This window comes from Pseudomonas sp. 05N432 (assembly GCF_056396945.1).
This window is the reverse complement of sequence record NZ_JBFTMM010000018.1, coordinates 79,739-100,990: the sequence shown is the minus strand read 5'-3', so window position 1 is coordinate 100,990 and position 21,252 is coordinate 79,739. Positions and strand designations below refer to the sequence as shown.

At 59.0% G+C, this 21,252-nt stretch carries 16 protein-coding genes and 1 pseudogene; 7 read left to right on the top strand and 10 right to left on the bottom strand.

The genetic code is table 11. From position 1 onward, the window contains the following. Positions 1–63 precede the first annotated feature (63 nt). The 9 genes from AC1DHT_RS20350 to cbiE all read right to left on the bottom strand — a co-directional run bounded on the left by AC1DHT_RS20350 (position 64) and on the right by cbiE (position 7,610). The gene (locus AC1DHT_RS20350) at positions 64–2,193 is read right to left on the bottom strand and encodes a TonB-dependent copper receptor (RefSeq protein ID WP_427538164.1); all 2,130 of its coding nucleotides are present in this window, start codon (positions 2,191–2,193) and stop codon (positions 64–66) included. A gap of 89 nt (positions 2,194–2,282) precedes the next feature. Beyond that, positions 2,283–2,702: a DUF2946 domain-containing protein gene (locus AC1DHT_RS20345; RefSeq protein WP_427538161.1), complete on the bottom strand. Its 420-nt coding sequence runs from the start codon at positions 2,700–2,702 to the stop codon at positions 2,283–2,285. 54 nt (positions 2,703–2,756) lie between these two features. Beyond that, positions 2,757–3,236 carry a copper chaperone PCu(A)C gene (locus AC1DHT_RS20340; RefSeq protein WP_427538158.1) on the bottom strand — a complete coding sequence of 160 codons (480 nt, stop codon included), beginning with the start codon at positions 3,234–3,236 and terminating at the stop codon, positions 2,757–2,759. A 47-nt stretch (positions 3,237–3,283) separates the two neighbouring features. Beyond that, positions 3,284–3,685: a DUF2946 domain-containing protein gene (locus AC1DHT_RS20335; RefSeq protein WP_347928787.1), complete on the bottom strand. Its 402-nt coding sequence runs from the start codon at positions 3,683–3,685 to the stop codon at positions 3,284–3,286. A gap of 98 nt (positions 3,686–3,783) precedes the next feature. Next, on the bottom strand, positions 3,784–4,074 hold the full coding sequence (locus AC1DHT_RS20330; protein WP_103316984.1) for an addiction module antidote protein: 291 nt from the start codon (positions 4,072–4,074) through the stop codon (positions 3,784–3,786). A 3-nt stretch (positions 4,075–4,077) separates the two neighbouring features. Beyond that, positions 4,078–4,380 carry a type II toxin-antitoxin system RelE/ParE family toxin gene (locus AC1DHT_RS20325; RefSeq protein WP_103316981.1) on the bottom strand — a complete coding sequence of 101 codons (303 nt, stop codon included), beginning with the start codon at positions 4,378–4,380 and terminating at the stop codon, positions 4,078–4,080. 203 nt (positions 4,381–4,583) lie between these two features. Further along, on the bottom strand, positions 4,584–5,312 hold the full coding sequence (locus tag AC1DHT_RS20320) for a cobalt-precorrin-6A reductase (RefSeq protein ID WP_427538154.1): 729 nt from the start codon (positions 5,310–5,312) through the stop codon (positions 4,584–4,586). Next, a complete protein-coding gene (locus AC1DHT_RS20315; protein ID WP_427538151.1) occupies positions 5,309–6,406 on the bottom strand; it encodes a cobalt-precorrin-5B (C(1))-methyltransferase in 1,098 nt (365 codons plus the stop codon). The genes AC1DHT_RS20320 and AC1DHT_RS20315 overlap by 4 nt, the downstream gene beginning before the upstream one ends. Beyond that, positions 6,399–7,610, bottom strand: coding sequence for a precorrin-6y C5,15-methyltransferase (decarboxylating) subunit CbiE (gene cbiE, locus AC1DHT_RS20310; RefSeq protein WP_477761440.1), 1,212 nt, complete (start codon positions 7,608–7,610; stop codon positions 6,399–6,401). The genes AC1DHT_RS20315 and cbiE overlap by 8 nt, the downstream gene beginning before the upstream one ends. A 131-nt stretch (positions 7,611–7,741) precedes the next feature. On the opposite strand from cbiE, the gene cobG reads away from it, so the two are divergent. From cobG to AC1DHT_RS20280, 6 genes are all read left to right on the top strand, one after another. Beyond that, positions 7,742–9,049, top strand: a complete 1,308-nt coding sequence (gene cobG, locus AC1DHT_RS20305) for a precorrin-3B synthase (RefSeq protein WP_427538145.1) — start codon at positions 7,742–7,744, stop codon at positions 9,047–9,049. Next, on the top strand, positions 9,042–9,668 hold the full coding sequence (locus AC1DHT_RS20300) for a precorrin-8X methylmutase (RefSeq protein WP_427538142.1): 627 nt from the start codon (positions 9,042–9,044) through the stop codon (positions 9,666–9,668). The genes cobG and AC1DHT_RS20300 overlap by 8 nt, the downstream gene beginning before the upstream one ends. Beyond that, positions 9,668–10,399: a precorrin-2 C(20)-methyltransferase gene (locus tag AC1DHT_RS20295; protein ID WP_427529598.1), complete on the top strand. Its 732-nt coding sequence runs from the start codon at positions 9,668–9,670 to the stop codon at positions 10,397–10,399. The genes AC1DHT_RS20300 and AC1DHT_RS20295 overlap by 1 nt, the downstream gene beginning before the upstream one ends. Then, positions 10,399–12,102 (top strand): precorrin-3B C(17)-methyltransferase, encoded by a 1,704-nt coding sequence (gene cobJ / locus AC1DHT_RS20290; RefSeq protein ID WP_427538139.1) that lies wholly within the window; start codon positions 10,399–10,401, stop codon positions 12,100–12,102. Before AC1DHT_RS20295 ends, cobJ begins: the two co-directional genes overlap by 1 nt. Positions 12,103–12,339: 237 nt before the next feature. Further along, positions 12,340–13,152 carry a hypothetical protein gene (locus AC1DHT_RS20285; protein ID WP_427538136.1) on the top strand — a complete coding sequence of 271 codons (813 nt, stop codon included), beginning with the start codon at positions 12,340–12,342 and terminating at the stop codon, positions 13,150–13,152. Between the two features lie 59 nt (positions 13,153–13,211). Further along, complete coding sequence (locus tag AC1DHT_RS20280; RefSeq protein WP_477761439.1) at positions 13,212–13,862, top strand: hypothetical protein; 651 nt, start codon at positions 13,212–13,214, stop codon at positions 13,860–13,862. An 84-nt stretch (positions 13,863–13,946) separates the two neighbouring features. On the opposite strand, the pseudogene AC1DHT_RS20275 reads toward AC1DHT_RS20280, so the two are convergent. Next, a pseudogene (locus AC1DHT_RS20275) lies at positions 13,947–14,033 on the bottom strand (MarC family protein); the annotation flags it as partial. A 109-nt stretch (positions 14,034–14,142) separates the two neighbouring features. Between AC1DHT_RS20275 and AC1DHT_RS20270 the strand changes: the two are divergent. Further along, positions 14,143–21,243 carry a TcdA/TcdB pore-forming domain-containing protein gene (locus AC1DHT_RS20270; RefSeq protein ID WP_477761438.1) on the top strand — a complete coding sequence of 2,367 codons (7,101 nt, stop codon included), beginning with the start codon at positions 14,143–14,145 and terminating at the stop codon, positions 21,241–21,243. Positions 21,244–21,252: the final 9 nt, after the last annotated feature.

The window sequence follows — 21,252 nt, the reverse complement described above, 5'->3', positions numbered from 1 at the left end:
TCGACCGACTGCTCCCACAGGTCCAGCACCGATCCTGTGGGAGCGAGCCTGCTCGCGATGCCTTTAGAAGCTCATATCGACCTTGGTCCAGAACGTGCGCCCTGGTTCGTTGATCGCTTGCGGGTCATTGGCCGGGTAGCCGAACCCGGCGTTGCCGGCCAGGTTCAAGTGCTCGGCGTAGGCCTTGCCAAACAGGTTGTCGACGCCGGTACTGACCTTCCAGTGCTTGTCGATCCGATAGGCGCCGTTGAGCGAGAACACTCCGAAACCCGGGCTCTTGTCATAGTCTTTGCCGACCACGTTGCCCTTGTTCTGTTCGATGCGGTTCTGCGCCGCGACCACTCGCCACAAGGCGCCCGCGCTCCAGTTGTCTTCGCTGTAGGTCAGGCCGAAACGTGCATCCAGCGGCGGCATTTGCGGCAGTGCCGTGTCGTGGGTGGTGTCTTTGCCCCAGGCGTAGGCCAGGGTCGCATCGGCTTTCCAATGGGAGGTGAGGTTGTAGGCTGCGCCGAGTTCACCGCCCATGATGCGCGCGTTGATGTTCTCGGCCCGAGAGGTCGTGCCCATCATGCCGGGGGTGTAATCGAACAGGATGTAGTCGTGTACTTCGCCGACGTAACCCGAGGCCCAGGCTTCGAGGTCCTGGGTTTTGTATTGCAGGCCGACATCGAGCTGGGTGGTTTTCTCGGGCTTGATCGAGTCGAAGGCGTTGAGCGAACCGGCAGGGCCGGATTTTGGCGAGAACAGCTCCCAGTAATCGGGGAAACGTTCGGCGTGGCCGAGACCGGCGTAGAGCGTGGTCGGGCTGTCCGCCAGGTCATGTTCATAGCGTACGAAGCCGCTCGGCAAGGTATCGGCGCGGCTCTTGTCGGCGGTCGGGTTGGGTCGGCTCATCATCCCGGAGCCAATGGTCTGGCGAAAATCCTTGGCCGAGGCACGGTCCAGTCGTGCTCCGCTGATCAAACGATCACGGTCGGCGGCGTACCAGGTCAGCTCACTGAAAACGCCATAATTATGGAAGTCCGCATCCTTGTTGCGTGGCACGTCCTTATAGGTGTCGATGCCCATGGCGGCGCGCTGACGGTGTTCGTTGGTTTGCGCATCGATGCCGCTGATCAACTGCACATCGGCCCAGCGCCAGGTGGCCTTGATCCGTGCACCGAGGGTGCGGCGGTCGACGTTGGAGGCCATCGGGCCGGCCATCATCCCGGTACCGGATGGCGTGCGCAGGGTGTAGTTGTCCATCACGTGGTCGGCGTAGTTGTAGTAGACCTGCGCTTCGACTTTATCCAGCACTTCGCCGAGGTTCGATTTCTCGAAACGCAGGCCGAGGCTTTCGCGCTTGAACTGCGAACCGTCCATGCCGCGCCCGGCCGAACGTGCCTCGCCGTCGCCCTTGCCGGCGGTCAATTCCAGCAGCGTGTCGGTATCCGGCGTCCAGCCCACGGCGACATCGCCGTTCCATTTGTCGTAGCGTGACGGCACGGTGTCGTTGTTGCCGTCGCGGTAATCGTCGGCGTGCGCCGTGTTGCCGATCACCCGGATGTAACCCTGTGGGCCACCGGCAGCGGCGTCGACGAGCTTGTCGAAACGCCCGTTGGAGCCCGCCAGTAGGCTGGCGTTCACCCGGGTGCCCAGCTCGCCGAAGCTTTCCGGCTCGCGGTCGAACAGGATGGTGCCGGCAGAGGCGCCAGGTCCCCAAAGTACGGTTTGCGGGCCTTTGATCACGGTCAGCTTGTCGTAGGTTTCCGGTGAGATGTAGGAGGTCGGGGCGTCCATGCGGCCTGGGCAGGCACCGAGAATCATGCCGCCGTTGGTGAGTATGTTCAGCCTTGAACCGAACATGCCGCGTAGCACCGGATCGCCGTTGGTGCCGCCATTGCGAACCAGTGCGAAGCCGGGAATGGTCTTCAGGTAATCGCCGCCATCGCTGGCCGGCACCGGTTGGCGCGGGTCTTTGGGGTTGGTGACGATGGTCAGTGGCGAACTTGGGGCGATAGCAGTGATGACCGTCGGGCTCAGCTCTTCAGTGTGCTGGCTGTGGTCTGACGGTTGCTCGGCCGCGCTGGCCAACGGGGAAAGCAGGGCGCCGCACAGAATGGCAGTGGCCTGTTTGAAACGGGCGCGTGGCGCGTTCAGGGCGAAAAATGCCTGAGCAGCGCTCAAGCGTGTGTCAGCAGAAAACCTGGACATAAAGGTTCCATCAATCAGTCGTCAACAACACGGCCAGCAGCCTGCGGCTGTCGTTCTCTACAGTCGGCCGTATGAGTAGTGGTGGGTGTTTACGCGACGATGGGCGGGGCGCGGGTGCGGGCGCCGGGGAAGACGGTTTGCCGGGCATGGCCCAGGCGGGGGGAAGGGCTGATGAAACTGTGGGCGGAAGGTGTGTCGAAGGCAGCGAACGACAGGCTGCCGGGCAGCGCGGGGCAGTTGAAGAGCAGGCTGCAATAGCCGCACTTTTCCCAGAGCGCATGATGATCGGGTTTGGGGGCGCAGTGTTCGGCAGCCGCTTGCGCGTTTTGCTCGGCGTGGGCGTTCGCCGACATGTCCATGCTCATGTCCATCGACATGTTCATAGGCATCGGCATGCGTTGATCCATCGGCATCGACTGAGAAATCAGTGGGCCGATAAAGATCATCAACATGGCGAACAGGCTGATCCAGCTACCGCGTGCAACCTTCAATGAGGTGTTACGCGGCACTGATCGCCTGACGCTGAGCGAGCGCCGTGCGTTCACAGGTTATTCTGGCTGTGATTACTGGGCGTGCATGTGCGCTTCGGTGCCGACGGGCGGTTGTTTCTGTACAGCGACCTCAACGGTCACATCGCCGGATTTTTCGAAATGCAGGGTCAGCGGGAAGCGCTTGCCGTCGCGGAGCAGGCTGCGGTCTTTGAGCTCCAGCAGCATCACGTGCCAGGCCATCGGCGCGAACGTGATGTCGCCGCCCGCCGGAATCTCGACGCTCGGCACTTGCTGCATTTTCATCAAATCGTTTTGCATCACATGCTCGTGCAACTCGGCTTTCCCCGCGATCGGCGAAGCAACGCTGAGCAGCCGGTCGGCGGTTTTGCCATTGTTGTGAATCACGAAATAGGCGGCAACCGTTGGCGCGTTGGGCGGTAGCTCTTGCGACCAAGGGTGTGCGATTTCCAGTTCGCCGGCTTTGTATTCATGGGCATTGGCAAAGCACGCAGGCAGCAGCAAGGCGGCCAGAACGATGAGTTTCTTCAACATGGCAGTTCTCCAGAACGATTAGACACGCAGATCAATTGCGACGGTAATCAGACTAGAGGAGAGGCTCGGGGATTGAGGCTGGGCCATTGCTGGCGCGGCGTCGGGATGTCGAGGGGCGGCGCCGGTCGGCTTCGATTGGCCTCGAAACGTGCGAAATAGAGTTGCGGAACATGGCCCGGCAACGCCACCAGAGGCGCCGAGCCCGAGCAGCACCAGCAATGCTGCATGTTCGAGTGATCGTCGTTTGAAGGGGCTTTTTGTTCAAGTTTGCCCAGAGAGATCGCCACCATCTTCGTCCCGCTGGACGAGCAGAAACTGCCCCACAACAACTGCTCGGCCGGCGACTGACTGGCACCTTGCGCCATCGCGCCGGACATTGGCATGGCGAGCATATTGAACAGCACTGCGAAGCAGGCGATCCAGGCAAATGCTAGCCGTTGTCGGGACATGGGTCATATCCGGTCGGGTGGGTGATCAAGCCGGGTATTTAGCCTGATCGGGGGCGATAAGTAAAAAACCGCCGTGCGGTGTGGTGTCGCAGCGCATTTCAGGCGGCTGTCGCGTGGAGCTTGAGACCCAAGGCCTTCATCACCTTCATGATAGTTGTGAATTCTGGATTACCCGTGCTACCCAGTGCCTTGTACAAACTTTCACGACCTAAACCTGCATCACGGGCAACCTGCGTCATGCCTTGTGCCCGAGCGATGTCGTTGAGCGCGGCACGTATCAACGCGCCGTCACCTGCATCTTCTTCAAAGCAGGCATCCAGGTAAGCGGCCATTTCCTCAGGGGTTTTGAGAAAGTCGGCGGCGTCGAAACGGGTGAATTGTTCGGCCATGATTTACTCCTCATTACCGATGTTTTGCGCCATTTGTTGAGCGCGTTTGATGTCTCGTTTTTGAGTCGACTTATCGCCTCCTGCCAACAGCAGATAAACCACTTCACCTTTACGAGTGAAGTACATCCTGTAGCCGGGGCCGTAATGCACACGCATTTCATAAACAGCCTCACCAACTGCTTCACAATCACCGAAGTTCCCATGCTCGGCAGCTCGAAGCCTGGCGACAAGGCGAGCCTTGCCGATGGTGTCCCTGAGTGAGTGAAGCCAATCGGCAAATGGTCGAGACTGTTCGAAGTCGATCATGCTGGATCGTATTCCTTGGGATACAGGTTGGCAAGCAGCACTTTCCTCGGGACGACCGTCATCAGCCTGTGAGGGCAGGTTCGCGCTTTTGGGGGAAGTGAGGACGCTAAGAGAGCTCAGGAAATGTAGAGCAGAGCCGTTGAGTCTGGCCAGACCGCTCTTTCGGAGAATGTTGCCTGTCGATTCGCTCTTATGGGGAGGTGTCAGGAATGGTCTGACAGTGACAGTGCAGTTAATACCGCAGCCACTGTTTCAAACTCCCGCTCAACCCCCGGCAACGCTGGCCGTTTGAGGATCAGCACCGGCACCCCGCGTTCGCGGGCCACTTCAAGCTTGGGTTCGGTGGCGCTGCTGCCGCTGTTTTTGCTGATCAGCACATCGATCTGCCGGCGTTCGAACAGCGCGCGTTCGTCTTCGATGAAAAATGGTCCACGTGCGCCGATCACTTCGCAGCGCTCGTTGCCGGGATAAACCTCCAGCGCGCGCAAGGTCCAGAACTGCTCGGGCGGGATTTCATCCAGGTGCTGCAGCGGCTCGCGGCCCAAGGTAAACAATGGGCGCTTGAACGGTTTCAACGCTTCGATCAGTTCGGCCCAGTCGTTGACTTCGCGCCAGTCATCCCCGGTCTGCGCTTGCCACGCCGGACGGCGTAGCGCCCAGCACGGGATGCCGCTTTGTTGTGCGGCGGTGGCGGCATTCCGGCTGATTTGCGCGGCGTAGGGGTGGGTGGCGTCGAGCAACAGATCGATGCCTTGATCCTTGATGAATTGCGTCAGGCCTTCAGCGCCGCCGTAGCCACCGACCCGCACCTGACAGTTCAGGTCGGTCGGCACCCGACCTACGCCCGCCAGGCTGTAGATGTGTTGCGGGCCGAGGGTTCGGGCAATCGCCAGGGCTTCGGTGACGCCGCCGAGCAGTAATAGACGTTTCATTGAAAATCTCCGGCATGACCGACGATGCCACCCTGGCGATCGATGGCAAACACCTCGACCTGAACCTGCCTGGGCACCACGCTGCGGGCGAAATCCAGCGCGTGTCGGCACACCGCATCGCCGAGAGCGATACCGGCAGCGCTGGCCATCGCCAGCGCTTGCTGGCTGGTGTTGGCCTCGCGTATGCCTTGTTGCAATGCAGCGTCAGCACCAACGTCCGCGGCCCATTCGGCCAGTTGCGGCAGGTCGATGCTGGAGTGGCGACTGTGCAGGTCCATATGTCCGGCGGCGAGTTTGCTGATTTTGCCGAAGCCGCCACACAGGCTGAGTTTATCCACAGGCACTTTGCGCAGATGTTTGAGYACYGCMCCSACGAAGTCGCCCATYTCGATCAGGGCGATTTCCGGCAGGTCGTAGACCCGGCGCATGGTGTCTTCGCTGGCGTTGCCGGTGCAGGCGGCGATGTGCAGGTAGCCGTTGGTTTTGGCGACATCAATGCCCTGGTGGATCGAGGCGATGTACGCCGCGCAGGAAAACGGTCGAACGATGCCGCTGGTGCCGAGGATCGACAACCCGCCAAGAATGCCCAATCGCGGGTTCATGGTTTTCAGCGCCAGGGCCTCGCCGTTCTCGACGTTGACCGTCACCTCAAAACCGCCGCCATAGCTGAATTCTTGCGCGAGCAGTAGCAGATGGTCGGAGATCATCTTGCGCGGCACCGGATTGATCGCCGGCTCACCGACACCCAGTACCAGCCCCGGACGCGTGACGGTGCCGACGCCCTTGCCGGCGCAGAAACGAATACCGGGTTCGGCAATCAAGCGCACCTGACTGTAGAGCAACGCACCGTGGGTTACGTCCGGGTCGTCGCCGGCGTCCTTGATGGTTCCGGCTTCGGCGCCATCGGCAGTCAGTCGACAAAACTCCAGGCGCATCTGCACCTGTTTGCCTTTGGGCAGCACAATCTCCACTGCATCGCTGGTCACCGCGCCGAGCAACAGGCGCGCGGCGGCGAGGCTGGTGGCGGTGGCGCAGCTGCCAGTGGTCAGGCCACTGCGCAGGGGCGCGGGTTGTTCGGCGGTTTCGTCACGCATCGAAGGGTTTAACCACGTCCAGCAAGGTGATCGGCAACGCCTGGCGCCAGGTGTCGAACTCTCCCAGCGGCTGCGCCTGAGCGATATGAATCCGCGTCAGCTCGCCACCGTGTTTCTCACGCCAGGTCATCAAGGTCATCTCGCTTTGCAGGGTGACTGCATTGGCAACCAGCCGGCCGCCGGGTTTGAGCTGCGCCCAACAGGTGTCGAGCACGCCGTCGCGGGTGACGCCGCCGCCGATAAAAATAGCGTCAGGTCGCTCAAGACCGGCCAACGCCTGCGGCGCGCTGCCACGAATCAATTGCAGGCCGGGCACGCCGAGGGCGTCGCGGTTGTGTTCGATCAGTTGCTGGCGGCCAGCATCGGCCTCGATGGCCAGCGTGCGGCAACTCGGGTGTGCACGCATCCACTCGATGCCGATCGAGCCGCTGCCGGCGCCGACGTCCCACAACAGTTCGCCGGGCACCGGCGCCAGGCGGGCGAGGGTGATGGCGCGCACATCGCGTTTGGTCAGTTGGCCGTCGTGCTTGAAGGCTGYATCCGGCAAACCAGCCAGGCGCGATAGGCGTGGACTATCGGGGGCGGTGAGGCACTCGATGGCAATCAGGTTGAGGTCGGCGACGACCGGGTCGGTCCAGTCGCTGGCGATGCCATCGACGCGTCGTTCGCTCGCGCCGCCCAGGTGTTCCAGCACGGTCATCCGGCTCGGCCCGAAACCGCATTCGCGCAGCAGCGCGGCAATCGCGGCGGGGCTGTGTCGGTCATTGCTCAACACCAGTAAACGAACGCCGCTGAACAGCTGGGCGTTCAGCGCTGCGATTGGCCGGGCAACCACCGACAGCGTGACGACTTCTTGCAATGGCCAGCCCATCCGGGCCGCAGCGAGAGAGCAGGAGGACGGCGCGGGCAGGATCAGCATCTCATCGTTCGGAACTTGCCGCGTCAGGCTGGCGCCCACGCCGAACAGCATCGGATCGCCACTGGCCAGTACACAGACCGGCTCACCGCGTTGCGCCAGTACCGGCTCAAGGGAAAACGGACTTGGCCAGAGCTGTCGTTCGCCACGAATGCACACGGGCAGCAGATCCAGTTGCCGTTGGCCGCCGAAAATCCGCGAAGCGCCCAGCAGCGCGCGCCGAGCATTCTTGCCCAGGCCGTTGAAGCCGTCTTCACCGATTCCCACTACTGTCAGCCAAGGGGCCATTTATATTCCTCAAACCGGGTGTTCCGACGGGCAGGCTTTTCATGCCGTCAGACAAAGCAGGCATAATACCGCGCCTTCGCTCGCGAAGTGCTTCTACCTCTTAGCCGGTCGCCCCCTTGAACGAACGTCAGATGCACACCGCCTTACGCCCCTCGGCCTGTCCGGGGTTGCTGCGTATCGTCCAGGCATCGGACGGCGGCATTTGCCGGATCAAGTTGAATGGCGGGTCGATCAGCGCTGCCCAGGCTATGGCTGTGGCCGATGCCGCCGAGCGTTATGCCGGTGGAGTGATTGAGGCGACCAACCGCGCCAATCTGCAAATTCGTGGAATTGGTAGCGAGCACCGGCCCTTGATCGACAGCCTGCTGGCCGCCGGATTGGGCCCCAAGACGGCTGCTGGCGATGATGTGCGCAACCTGATGCTCAGCCCGGGGGCCGGCATCGATCGGCACATGCTGTTCGATACTCGTCCGCTGGCCGAGCAGATCCTCGCCACCTTGCAAAGTCATGAGCGTTTCCACCAGCTGTCGGCCAAGTTTGCCGTGCAACTGGATGGCGGTGAGGCGCTGGCGATGCTCGAACATCCTCATGACCTCTGGTTGAGCGCCGTTGAACGTAATGGCGAGCAATGGCTGGCGTTCGGTCTGGCGGGTTGCCCCACGGATACACCGGCAGGGGCGGTGTTGCGCAATGACGGTCACGCCTTGGTGGTGGCGGTGCTGGAGCTGTTTCTCGATCTGGCGCGGCCGGATCAGACCCGCATGCGGCACGTACTGGCCGAGCGTTCGCTGGCATCGGTAGTGCAGGCCTTGGCCGAACGGGTGCCGCTGACCCCGATCAGTGATTGGCAACGTCCCGAGTCGCGCCCAGGGCTGCACATCGGTACTTATCCACAGCGCCAGGAAGGCTTGGTCTATGTGGGCGCTGTCCCGCCTCTGGGGCGGCTGGATGCTTCGATGCTCAAAGGTGCGGCGCACCTGGCCGAGGCGTTCGGTGACGGCAGCTTGCGTTTGACCCCCTGGCAAAGCCTGCTGCTGCCGAACATTCGCCCGCAGGATGCCCCGGTGCTCAGTGAGCGATTGCAGGCGTTGGGCTTTCTGGTGAGTGCCGATCAGGCGTTGGCGCATCTGGTGGCGTGCACCGGATCCGCCGGGTGCGGCAAAGGTCTGGCAGAGACAAAGGGTGATGCCCTGCAATTGTCCACACAGCTGCAAAGTCGTGGCGACCGAGTTCACGTTCACCTGTCCGGCTGCCCGCGCTCCTGTGCCTCCGCGCATATCGCACCGGTCACCTTGCTGGCGGTCAGCTCCGGTCATTACGACCTCTATTTTCGCGATGCAGGGCAGCCGGGTTTCGGCGCCCTGCAAGCATGCAACCTCACTATTGAAGAGGCCGGCGCAGCGCTTGATGCCCGCCCACGGAGTCCCCTTGATGCTTGATTACATCCGCGACGGTCAGGAGATCTATCGCAACTCCTTCGCGATCATTCGCGCCGAGGCCAACCTCGACCGGATCCCGGCCGATCTGGAAAAACTCGCGGTGCGGGTGATTCACGCCTGCGGCATGGTCGAGGCAATCGACGGTCTGCAATTTTCCGAAGGCGCCGGCAAGGCCGGACGCGATGCGCTGGCCGCCGGTGCGCCGATTCTGTGTGATGCGCGGATGGTCTCCGAAGGCGTGACCCGCGCGCGGTTGCCGGCGAACAATCCGGTGATTTGCACCCTGCGTGACGAGAGCGTTCCGGAACTGGCCCGCGAACTCGGCAACACCCGTTCGGCAGCGGCGCTGGAGCTGTGGCGTCCGCACCTGGAAGGCAGCGTGGTGGTGATCGGCAATGCCCCGACCGCGTTGTTCTACTTGCTGGAAATGCTCGATGCCGGCGCGCCAAAACCGGCGCTGATTCTTGGCTTCCCGGTGGGCTTCGTCGGTGCCGCCGAGTCCAAGGCGATGCTGGCGGCGGACAGCCGTGGCGTGCCGTTTGTGATCATGCAGGGCCGGTTGGGTGGTAGCGCCATGGCCGCCGCTGCGGTCAATGCCCTCGCCACGGAGATTGAATGATGCAGCAACCTGGACGTTTGATCGGCCTTGGCGTGGGGCCTGGTGATCCGGAACTGATCACCGTCAAAGCCTTACGCCTGTTGCGCGAGTCGCCGGTGGTGGCGTACTTCGTCGCCAAGGGCAAAAAAGGCAATGCGTTCGGCATCATCGAAGCGCATTTGCAGGACGCGCAGACCCTGCTGCCACTGGTCTACCCGGTGACCACCGAGGCCTTGGCGCCACCGCTTTCCTATGAGCAAGTGATCAGCGATTTCTATGATGCCGCCGGGGAACAGCTGGCAGTGCATCTGGATGCCGGGCGTGACGTGGCGGTGATTTGTGAAGGTGATCCGTTCTTCTACGGCTCTTATATGTACCTGCATGACCGTCTGGCCGAACGTTACGAGGCTGAAGTGGTGCCGGGCGTCTGCTCGATGCTTGGCGGCGCTTCGGTGCTGGGTGCGCCGCTGGTGTATCGCAATCAAAGCCTGTCGGTGTTGTCCGGGGTGCTACCGCACGAAGAACTCAAGCGTCGTTTGGCCGATGCCGACGCGGCGGTGGTGATGAAGTTGGGGCGCAACTTTCCCAAGGTGCGTCAGGTGCTGGAGGAACTCGGTCTGGCAGAGCGTGCGCTGTACGTTGAGCGCGCCACCATGGCCAATCAGAAGATTGTGCCGCTGGATCAGGTCGAGCCGATGTCCTCGCCGTATTTTTCCTTGATCATCGTTCCCGGCGAAAGGTGGCAAGGCTGATGACTCGTCCAGTTCCGGCGATTGTCATTCTGGGTAATGGCAGCCTCGCGACCGCGCGCAAAATCCAACAGCTGTACCCTGGCGCCCTGATCCACGGCCTGGCCGAACGGGTCGACGGCGCGGACCGCGTTTATCACGAATTTGGCGCGACGCTGCGCCAGCTCTATCAACAGGACACACCGATCATTGCCTTGTGTGCTGCCGGCATCGTCATTCGCACACTGGCGCCATTGCTCCTGGAAAAAGGCGCAGAGCCGCCGGTGCTGGCCGTCGCTGAAGATGGTAGCGCGGTCGTGCCGTTGCTCGGAGGGCTGGGCGGGGTGAATGTGCTGGCCCGCGAGATTGCCGATGGGCTGGGTGTGGCGGCTGCCATTACCACCAGCGGTGAGTTGCGCTTCGGCACCTGCTTGCTCAACCCGCCGAGTGGCTATGCGTTGGGTGATCTGGAATTGGGCAAGCGCTTTGTTTCGGACTTGCTGGCCGGTGAGAGCGTGCGTATCGAAGGCGCCGCCCCGTGGCTGGCGCAGGCGCAGTTGCCGCAGGATCCGCAGGCGCATCTGGCGATTCATATTGGTAGCGCCGAACGCGCACCTGCGGCCAATGAATTACGGATTTACCCGCAAAACGTTCTGGTTGCGGTGAGCGCCGATGTTGCAGATCTGCCGAACGCGGTACGCGATGCCTTGCATCAGGCGAAAATTGCTGTGCAATCGGTCGCATGCCTGTTGGCCAGCGATCTGCAGATGGCCAGCCCGGCACTGCGCGAAGCGGCGCTGGAACTGGGTGTGCCACTGCGTTTTGCGGCGGCTGCCGGGAGTCTCGGTGAACTGGTGCACAATGCGCTCGCGGAGCCGGTCAGCGTCTGTGACGTTAACGGAGTCACCATCGCGATGGCTGAGCAACCGCTTGACCCGTTGCAGATTGGTCGTGCTCGTGGCCGTTTGGCGGTCATCGGTCTGGGGCCTGGCGCTGCCGAACTGATGGTGCCGGCGGTCAAGGCGGAACTGACTCGTGCCAACGACGTGCTCGGCTATGAAACCTACGTGCGCATGGCCGGGCCGTTCCGTGCCGATCAAGTGTTGCACTGCACCGACAACCGCGAGGAGATGCAGCGCGCGCGCCACGCATTCGAACTGGCCGCCCAAGGTCGTTCAGTGGTGGTCGTCTCATCTGGCGATCCAGGCGTATTTGCCATGGCAGCGGCGGTGCTCGAAGCGCTGCACGAATCTACCGATACGAGCTGGCACAGCGTCGATCTGGAGATCCTGCCGGGTGTCTCCGCTTCATTGGCGACCGCCGCTCAAGCGGGCGCACCGTTGGGGCATGACTTCTGCGTGATGTCGCTGTCGGACAACCTGAAACCCTGGACGATCATCGAGAAGCGTCTGGACCTGGCGGCAGAGGCTGACCTGGCCCTGGCCTTCTACAACCCGATCTCGCGTTCGCGGCCATGGCAATTGGGCCGTGCGCTGGAAATCGTCGCCCAGCACCGCACGCCCGAAACCCCGGTGGTACTGGGGCGGGACATTGGGCGTCCGGGGCAGACGCTACGTGTTACCACACTTGGGCAATTGACCCCCGATCAGGTCGATATGCGCACCATGGTGCTGATCGGTTCATCCACCACTTGCGTGTTTTCGCGTGCTGAGGGGGGGGAGTGGGTTTATACACCGCGTTGGTATCCAACCAAGCCAGTCTCCTGAATAACGGCGACTTCACCTCGAGGTCGCTTGCGTTCTAATAATAATTAGCTTTGAAACTAACGCCGCCAATAAGTGGCGTTTTTTTTGTGTTCAGGGTGTGGCGGGCAGTTGGAAATATTTTGGGGCTGGAAACTATTGGCATAGGTTATTTTTTTAATAAGTTTGACGGTTGCGGTTGGCTGTCTTAGTTTTGTTTCTACCGCATGGAGCGGTGGTTAATGACTAAGGACGATGTATATGAAGAACGAAATAATCAATGTTGTTGAGGGTCTCCCTTTCGATGAGGCCGTGCAGGATAAATACTTTGAGGGAATTGAAGCTCAGTTAGTTGAGGTTTTCGCGCGCCCCCGACTCAAAATGCTTGCGAGGAGCAGTGGTACTCTGGCGAACCTCACCGCGGAGAAAATTGATGCGTCGGTCGTCGGTCCGTCCCTTGTGGTATTTGATCAGCAGCTTGGCGAAGATGATAAACAGGATGCTCTGGATAGTCAGGCCTTTGCCGAGGCTGTTGTCAGAAAGTTGCCTGCAGAAACATCGAGAGAGCAGCGATACATGGCATATAACGAAGCCTTGTCGGCGATTGGCTGGGTCACGGAAAGCTACACGTATAAGAAGTATGACTCCAAAAAGCTGACGCTGACGATGAACGATGCACTGTTGCAAGTGCTTGAGACCGTAATCAGCGCAGGCTCTGGGAATGTGTTGAGCCTGGTAGCGGCGGGTTTTGACAAGCTCAAGGGCGATAAAGCAGCACTGAAGATCGTGGACGTCGGAAGCAAGGAAAGTTCGGTTGTCAGCTTCAAAGCAGTTCCTTGTATCGTTACTCCTGGTGGTGGCATGGCGATGGTCATGGGCGGCCTGGATGTGTTCAGTAAGGACTACGATGGCGATTTTCTGTTTTTTACTTTCAAGACGGAGGGGGTTCATCTTTTTCAGGCGGCGGGTGTTCGCAAATTCAATAAGCGCGCATTCGATCGAAAGCGTCAACAGGTGTATAGCTACATTGATCAGTTTGCGGATGACCTGTTTAAAAAGATTACAGAGTCGTAAGGCTGTCAGAATTTTCAGTCGCGTGTTTGTTTTTAGCGTCGATGAACAAGGTGTTCAATATGTCAGAGCTTGCTGATGCTGTCGTAGTGGGTGGCTGCTTAGTGTCCTTTGTGTCCGAAGTATGCCCGCAGGATCAACAGGACATACAGGACTGTTTGCTGTATGCGGAACTCGCGGCAAATGATAAATACCCGGGGCAAGTGTCGAAGAAAACCTGGTTTGATTATTATCAGGGTAGATTGTTAAAGGCGGGTTTCACACTGAGGGCAATCGTCCCCTCTGAGCCGTTGAGGGTGTCGAATGTCAATCAACTGTTGAGCATCAGCCATACGATAATCGGCCACTTGGGGTCAGAGCGTTTAGGTCGGTTAATTGAGGACACCTACAGGGCCTTGAAGCTGGATGAGTTTGCCTGGAATTTCTTTCGCGGCAACATCGCACRGGGTGGTTCGGGCATTCTTAAGTGTGCACCCTGCGAGCGCCTTGATTCCGGTGACGTCGTTGTCTGTCTTTACGGTTTGCGCTATAGCACCACGGTGTTTGAAGATGACTTCTTTTACTGGAGTGAATTCGACAAAGAAGTGCTCATTATCCCGGATGGCGGTGTTTTTGCTTTCAATCGGGAGGTATTTGAAAACTATCGTGCACGGGTTCACGAGAAGATTGACGCTTACTCAGGCAAGCTTTTCGTGCAGAAACTGAAGTACTGAGTCACTGGGGTTGATCAAAAAATGACAAGGCCTTGTGTTTTAACGATAAGGCCTTGTTTTTTGTTGCGACAACTTCGCTGGGAGCTACGGCGCCCAATAGTCTTTGCCCCCGGTAAAAATGATCTGCGCCGCCAGCGCATACACAAACAACCCCATCAACCGGCTGAAAATCTATAAGCCCGGGGCACCGAGACTGGATCGATATTGAGGGGCTCTCGTGTCTTTCATCGGGCCGGTGTTCAGTGTTCATCTTGAAATGCAATAAATGGAAGTATTGTTTATGAGTGAGTCTGAAGTCTCGCGCGCGGATACTTATGTTGAATTCGTTGATCTTTTTAAACGTGTTGATCTTGAGCAGGCGTTAAAAGCCTTCAAGGGGACGGATGAGTATGACGCAGTGTTCCGATATTACGTTGGCTGTATTGGTTTACTGGATTCGCCAGGATTGCGCGAGCCTCTGAATTTACTCAGGCAATCTGTCCGGGCTTTCGCAGAGATAACGAGTCGCCCGCGACGCGATGCAAAGTTGGGGCCTGTCACAAATCCACCGCCAGATCAGGCTCTTGGTCTGACCGAGATCTGCAAGAGACTTGATGGTTTTGAGACTCGTCTGTCCTTTGGTATCGATCAGTTGCGGGGTGTCGCCAACGACGTGCCCAAAAACCTTCATTTCGTCTGGCTGGGTGGCGGCCTCGGCGACATTCAGCATGATTACATCAACATCTGGAAACAGGTGATGGCCAATCAGGGTCATACGCTGAAGATCTGGTACGACAGCGATGCTCTTCTGGCTCACGAGACTAATCGGCTGATCGTCGAAGCGGCGAAAGCTGACGGTATGATTTCGGGTGGTGACGGGTTGATCACCGGCGATCAACTCGCGGACCTGTATGAGGCGCGGGCATTGGCATTAAAGAGCCAGATGTTCGCGCATATCAATCAGGCAAAACAAAACGGGCTGAGCGCAGACGATGCACGAATAGATCTTCTGGTGCGTGGGTATGGTCAGGACAAAGTTGCCCTTGAAGTATTGAGGGACAAGAACCTTCGCAGCATTACCGGCCTCGCTGACGGTCAACTGGTGTTGCGTGATATCAACAATGCGACTTCCGCACTGCCGTTGATGGACATTTATGAGCGTGAGATTGCGTTCCGTGGAAATCTTGCGGCGGCATCCGATATCGTTCGCTTTCAAGCATTGAGCAGTGAAGGTGGCGTGTACGCCGATGTCGATTTTTTGCCACCGCTGGAAAAAAAGCTGGGCGGAATAGAAACAGACACGCTTGGCGCGGATGCGCGTCACGGCGCTTTGCAGTTGATCCTCGATCATAACCCTCAGTGGATGCCGGGCCGCCAGGCGCAACGTTCGAAGTATCAGAGCTACTTTGAACGTATCCCCGAAGAGCACCGGGAGGCGTTGGACGGTTTCGCCAGAAGCAAGCCTTCGCTGACGGATGTGTTCATGGTGCCCACTGATCGTGGTGTTCACCCTGACGGCCTGCGCGCTGCTCGCGTACAAGGCACCCTGGCTAATGCCTTCCTGCTGGCGCATCCGGGCTCGGCGATGCTCACGTCAATCATGCAGCGTTTCAGATTCAACTATGACGTTTTCGATGCGGTTGTACTTGAGGCCTCGAAAAAAGGAATCGCACTGCATGACCACTTGAACATCAGTGAAATTGCCAACGAAGTGGTGGAACAGAAGATTGGGCGGTTCGACGAGTTACCGGTTGAAGATGCCTTTCGCGCAGTATCACTTGCCAGTGCAATAGCCGACTACTTCAGTGATGGTATTCGCCCGGGCGCAGGGGCTTCGATCTATATGACCGGGCCTGCTGCGATGCGTGATGGCATGACCGCCTATGAGAGGGCGCATTTCACGCCCAGGGGCGCTGAAGCCTGGCGTGAGTTGGCGACGCTTACGCAAGGGTTCAACGCTCAGACCGAAGAGGAGAATGATCACTCTTGGCAAGAGAATGCTTCAGACATCGATGACTGGCTCAAGTCGGAGCAGGCGAGGTGGCGTGACGGCAAATTGAAGGCTCGTTACAGCGGCGATATGGCGCAACTGCTCAAAGGCCAGACCATCGATTTCGACGAAGGCTGGCCGGTGATCGAGGGACGCCATGTAGTGTCGACCGATATTTTACAACGTCTGGCCGATGACCTCGGTGAGCCATTCCTGGCCGCAATGGGTCAGTCCCTCACTGGGCCTGTGAACTTCGAGAAGACTCTGCCACTGAGCTTTGATGATCGTCAGTCAATCATCGCTCAGCCCGCTGAATCCTTGCCCCCCGAGTCGTTCTCCGGACCGTCGACTCGAAACCTGTCGCTTGATCAAGTATTGGGCCGGATCGCCGACGGGACGTTTCACGTAGCGCAATTGAGCCCGCTGCAACGTCTATTGCTCGGAGCGCTACTGGGCGCAACAACATTGGATAAACCAGGTTTCGACGCGCTCTCCAGCAACCTTGAAAACCTGGTCAATAGTGCTTCCGAACTGGGTGTGTCGAGTCGCTACGCAGCGATCGAGCGCGAGCTTTACAAACATCAGGCACCGACGTTCGTCGCGGGTCTGGCCAGCTCTTTCGAATCGCCGCCAGCGCTTACCGAAAATGCCCTGGCACTCAAGAAAGACGCACTGGCGAAGCCATTGACCTTGCGTCAATGGGGGCAGGCGGCGGCCAGGATCGAGCACCTTGCGAAGCTTGAGTACCGTGACCGGATCTTCGAGCAAATGGACATTGTCGTGGACAGTTTCGGTCATGCCACTCCCAGGCTTGCGCCGCAGGATTTGCTGCTCCAGGGGCCGGGCGACAGGGTCGCGGGGCGCTGTTATCCACTGGTGTTGGTGATGGCTGCCTCGATTGCGCAAGATACGGCTGCGGTGGACACACTCCGTGAGCGTTTTTATCTCGGTGTTCTTGAGCCCCAGGAGCGCGATTCAAGGGTATTCCTGCAAGCGCTGGAGGAGTTGCGGGGAGCGGACATCAATGACATTGGCAGCACATTGAAGCGCTCTGACCTGAATGAGGTCGTCGCCATCCTCAAAGAAAGAACCATCACCAGCACGCTGATGCTCAACTCGGATAATCACGCGATGTTGGTGGCTAAAACCATCGAGGGTGAGCGCAGCGGCTATCACTTCTACGATCCGAATTTTGGCGTGTTCGAGTTTGAAGACCCACAGGTATTCGGGCTGGCGCTGAAGCGGTTCTTCCTGCACCACAAAATGGCCGAGCATTACGCCGCTTATGGCGACGCGGAGCGTCCGACCTTCGATCTGATTGAGGTGGATGGGGGGCGAGTCTCTGAGCTGTCCTTGTCATCCTCGGGACAGGTCGCGAATCTAATGCAGCCTGGTGCTTTGCCCGGAGAGCCTTTGCGTCCTGGCAGGCAGCGTCTTGCCAGTGCCCGCGGGCAATCGCTGGTGAACAACCCCAGGTTGGGCAGCAGTCTGCTTGCGCTGGACGGCCATTGGTGGGGCCAGCAGATCGGGCAGGCGACTGCCCGGCTTCAAGAAAAGAATCAGTTGGCACCAGAGTGGGTGCCGTTGTTTGAAACCCTGGAAATAACCCCGTCGGGTGATTATCAGTTAAGTCTGATCAACCTTGCAGACCCTGAACGTCTGGTTCGTGTGACCACCGATGACCCGCGATTCCTGCGTATCAAAAACTACCTGTCCGAGACATTCGCGACCTTGGCCACCAAGCCGCAAAAGCCGATCAATGAGCTCGATCCAACAGCAGCTGGTAGCGTTCACACCCTGAATGCCGGCTTCACCATTCAGGCCTTGATGAACGCGCTACTGGCACAGGAGGGGGCAGCACGACCGCTGACGATGGCTGTGCGTCTGCATGCCTATGTCAATTACGCGCAATTGGTTCATGGCAACGTGGTTGATGTGGTCGGGCTCATCGCATTGGTACGACAGGCCTTGGCAGAAGAAAAGGTCATTGCCCGTACCAGTGCGCCGTTGGTGAGTGAAGCCCTGGGCCATGTGGCTAACGAAGGGGTGGGAGCAGTGCTGGGGCTGGCTAACGTGGGTTTTGACGTCTACCAGTTGGTCAATGCGCAAGATGATGTAGAGAAGGCCCGGTTCGGCACTCAGTTGGCGTTTGACTCTGCCAGCTTGCTGGTGACGGGAGCCGGGATTGGCGCAGGCTTGCTCGGTGCCGGTAGTGCCGCCGCGGTATTGGGTGGCGGTGGCGTCCTGCTGGGTGGGTTGGCGATTGGTGTTGCTGCGCTCGCCCAAGGGTTTGCCACTATTGCTGAAGAGGCAAAACAAGTCGGTCGGTTTTTTAATGAGCTTGAACAGGCTCATCGTGAAAGCGGTTATCACCTGGATACAGATCATGGAGTCTGGATGCCTGAGCCGGTGATGGTATTCAAGACCGTTGATTTGCGCGCTGCGTGTCTGCTGTTCGACAGCCCGATGCTGTTCCCGCTCCGTGATCATTTCGGGGTGCCGGATTTTGATCCGGATGATAGCCGGGCAACCAATATTCGTCAGGAACTGGGGCTGTCAGGAACTGCCAGCTTTGTCCCGACGGCCAGTCAGACAATCGTGTTGCCCTGCACGCCGCATACTTTTTATGGCTATGAGTACAAGGCGTTGCCCTTTTCCACGACGCGTCATGACACCGGTTTCGACACGGCACGTCGCCTGGAGAAAAAGGATCGTGAAGGCAACTGGCGGTTTCGATTTACGTTCTACTCGTTTCCCTCGGAATACATCGTCAATCGACTGCTTCCCGTCTACCGGCCAACGCAGATCAATGTTCGGCTCGACGCCGTTGAGCGCTCGCTGGTGGTGCCCGCGTTGCCGAAGGCCTGGCACCACATAATCACCTACAGGATCGAGGGGGAGGGTTCGCCTTGTTCGCTGGGACTCAGCCCGGGGGTGAAGGTAGAGCTCGAGGCTCCAGGCTTCAAGAGCATGAACTGGTTGTTACTGGCGACCTGGGCAAGCCCGAGCGATGTCCGGATGACGGTCGCCGGGGCGCTGGTGGTCGGCACCACCACGGTGGCCTTCATTGGCAAGGGGGGGCACAGCATTCTGCTCAAGCTTGCAAACAATGAACTCTATCGAGTCGATCGCGGCACAGCGCAATTATTGCTCATCGAACAGGATGCACCTCCGGGCATCAGCGAACAGGTGTTGCGGGATCACTTTAAGAGCCTGGCGCAAGCTCATCGCCTGGTTCTACCGCATACGCCGGTGCACAGGTTTGTCATTCCGTTCGAAAAGCCGAATGAGCCGAGGTACACCACAGCCTATTACGATGCGGTTGAAGACCGGTTCCTGTACATCCGCGATCCTTACGTGTTGCTGGCCGATCAAGCCCAATTGGGGGCAGTGGCCGATGGGTATGCGTATTTCTATCACCCGCAATGCAACGTGATCTGGCAAGTCGATGCGAATACCGGCTGGATCCGCCATTGTTATCGTCTGCTTGTTCAAAACACCCAAAGCAGCGTCATCGACCGCTGTGAGGCGTTGTCGGATGGGGTCATACACGTTGTACAGAGGCTATCCCGCGGTGACGGGACGAGCGATGAGCTGGCCTATCTGATTCATGATGGAGGGGTATTCCTCAGTTCGGTTACCCGAGGGTTGGAACCGGATCTGGAGGCGGTTCTGGGTGTGAGCAGCAGTACGCTGGCTGACTGGAACAGCATACTTGGCGATTACTCCATGGGCGCTGAAGGCACGAGCAACGGTTCGATTGCTACCGTGGACTGGCTACCGGCCGCTCTGGTCTCGATTTGCTGGAAACTCGACTCGAAGTGGCGGGACATGGCCTGGGTGCGCAGCAGTGATCGCTTGATTATCCGCCCGGTCCCACGCAGGCATCATGGGCGAGGCTGGCCAGACTCCATCAAGCAAATGAGTGAACTGACGCTGATCGCACCGCAGGGCAGTGAGGGCGATGTTTTCGTCGTTTATGACAACAGCCAAAAACGTCTTTGTCGATTGCAGCGGTCCATTGGCGCGGCCGGTGCCCAGTTGTCTGCCAAATGGCTCGATATTGATGGTGTGACTAATGTCGTTGCCGTTCAAGGCCGTTACCTGGCATTGACTGACGGGAAGCTGTTTTTCAATGTAACGACCGAGGGGAATGTGCAGCTCGGTGGTCTGACGGATCTCTGGTTCAAGGACCGGCAGCATTGGTGGTCAGCATTGGCAGCGGTGGCAGCGCAGCACCGGGTCGACAGTTTTGCCTTGCTGGGTTTGACCAATTTCACAGGCGATGCCCGATTGTGCGCCTGGTACGTGGATGACCGTGTGCTGCTGTCGGACCTGGGCCATGGGAAAGAAGTGCGCTTGCTCAGCAAGACACCGGACAGGCAGGGCGCCTGGCTGTTTGACGTTTCAAGTGGCGAGCTCTATCGCCAGGCCTTTATCGATCCCGATCGATTGAGTGCGGCATTTGAGCAGGGGACGCAGCTATTGCAGGTCGATGCGCTGCCGGCTCCTGTGCGTGATTGGGCCCCTTGGCGATTCGCCGATCTGGCGGTGCAGGGCGCCGGGCTGTGGGCGACGACCACTGAAGGTGTGGTGATGGAGTTGCACGATCAGGCGCCTGTACGGATCACCGGTGTCGAAAGCCAGCGGGTATTGGGGCACGCAGGCGCCTTGCTTCAGAACCTCAAGGCTTTGGTGGGCAGTCATGATCATAGTGACTTTCTTCAGGTCTTCGAACCGGAAAGCCTGCAGTGGTATGTGGTTGCAAGCGAACGTTTGATCCGGATCGCGAAGGTCTCCGCCCCCGAATCCTTCACCCTGCTGGGTACACAAAAGCAAACCAACGTGTTGTTGCATGACGACAATGATGGTTTTTTACGCGCCTATCCGCGCAAGGGACCTATTGGCCCACTCAATTTCGTCCAGCGAACGGCCGAAGTCATGGTAATCGAAGGCCAGATGAAACTCGGGGATCTTGTCTCGATGATTCCCGACGATGTCAGCACCTTGATCCTGCGCATGGGGCAGGGTGCGATGACCTATCAGTTGTCTGCGGCCGCATGGCTGAGACTGGAATCGGTCATTGTCKATTGCCGACACTCGTTGGGGAGCGCACCACCGATTCCGGGCAAATTGATCTGGGCGCTGGAAACGCCAGAAAAACTGTTGCTGAGCATTGTCCAGGAGCACCTGATAATCATCGATCCGGACACCGGGCACAGTTTGATTTTTAGAGACGTGCATTCGGCGGATGCCACACTGCGCGGCGAGGTGTTCCTGGCGATCAACGGCTATCGATCGTTCGCGATCTCCAGACTGCTCAACGTATTGGTCGACAAACGGGGTGTTACAGGGATTGCGCTGCTCAAGGACCTTCTGTCGGCCCTGAGTGTCGAGTTGAAGGAGCGCTGAGGAGGGACT

Excerpts from the sequence above, each read along its gene's own strand:
- AC1DHT_RS20285 (WP_427538136.1), top strand. The coding sequence starts at position 12,340 with ATGAAGAACGAAATAATCAATGTTGTTGAGGGTCTCCCTTTCGATGAG.
- cobG (WP_427538145.1), top strand. The coding sequence starts at position 7,742 with ATGCACACCGCCTTACGCCCCTCGGCCTGTCCGGGGTTGCTGCGTATC.
- AC1DHT_RS20340 (WP_427538158.1), bottom strand. The coding sequence starts at position 3,236 with ATGTTGAAGAAACTCATCGTTCTGGCCGCCTTGCTGCTGCCTGCGTGC.
- AC1DHT_RS20320 (WP_427538154.1), bottom strand. The coding sequence starts at position 5,312 with ATGAAACGTCTATTACTGCTCGGCGGCGTCACCGAAGCCCTGGCGATT.
- cobJ (WP_427538139.1), top strand. The coding sequence starts at position 10,399 with ATGACTCGTCCAGTTCCGGCGATTGTCATTCTGGGTAATGGCAGCCTC.
- AC1DHT_RS20350 (WP_427538164.1), bottom strand. The coding sequence starts at position 2,193 with ATGTCCAGGTTTTCTGCTGACACACGCTTGAGCGCTGCTCAGGCATTT.
- AC1DHT_RS20330 (WP_103316984.1), bottom strand. The coding sequence starts at position 4,074 with ATGGCCGAACAATTCACCCGTTTCGACGCCGCCGACTTTCTCAAAACC.
- AC1DHT_RS20300 (WP_427538142.1), top strand. The coding sequence starts at position 9,042 with ATGCTTGATTACATCCGCGACGGTCAGGAGATCTATCGCAACTCCTTC.
- AC1DHT_RS20295 (WP_427529598.1), top strand. The coding sequence starts at position 9,668 with ATGCAGCAACCTGGACGTTTGATCGGCCTTGGCGTGGGGCCTGGTGAT.
- AC1DHT_RS20325 (WP_103316981.1), bottom strand. The coding sequence starts at position 4,380 with ATGATCGACTTCGAACAGTCTCGACCATTTGCCGATTGGCTTCACTCA.
- AC1DHT_RS20335 (WP_347928787.1), bottom strand. The coding sequence starts at position 3,685 with ATGTCCCGACAACGGCTAGCATTTGCCTGGATCGCCTGCTTCGCAGTG.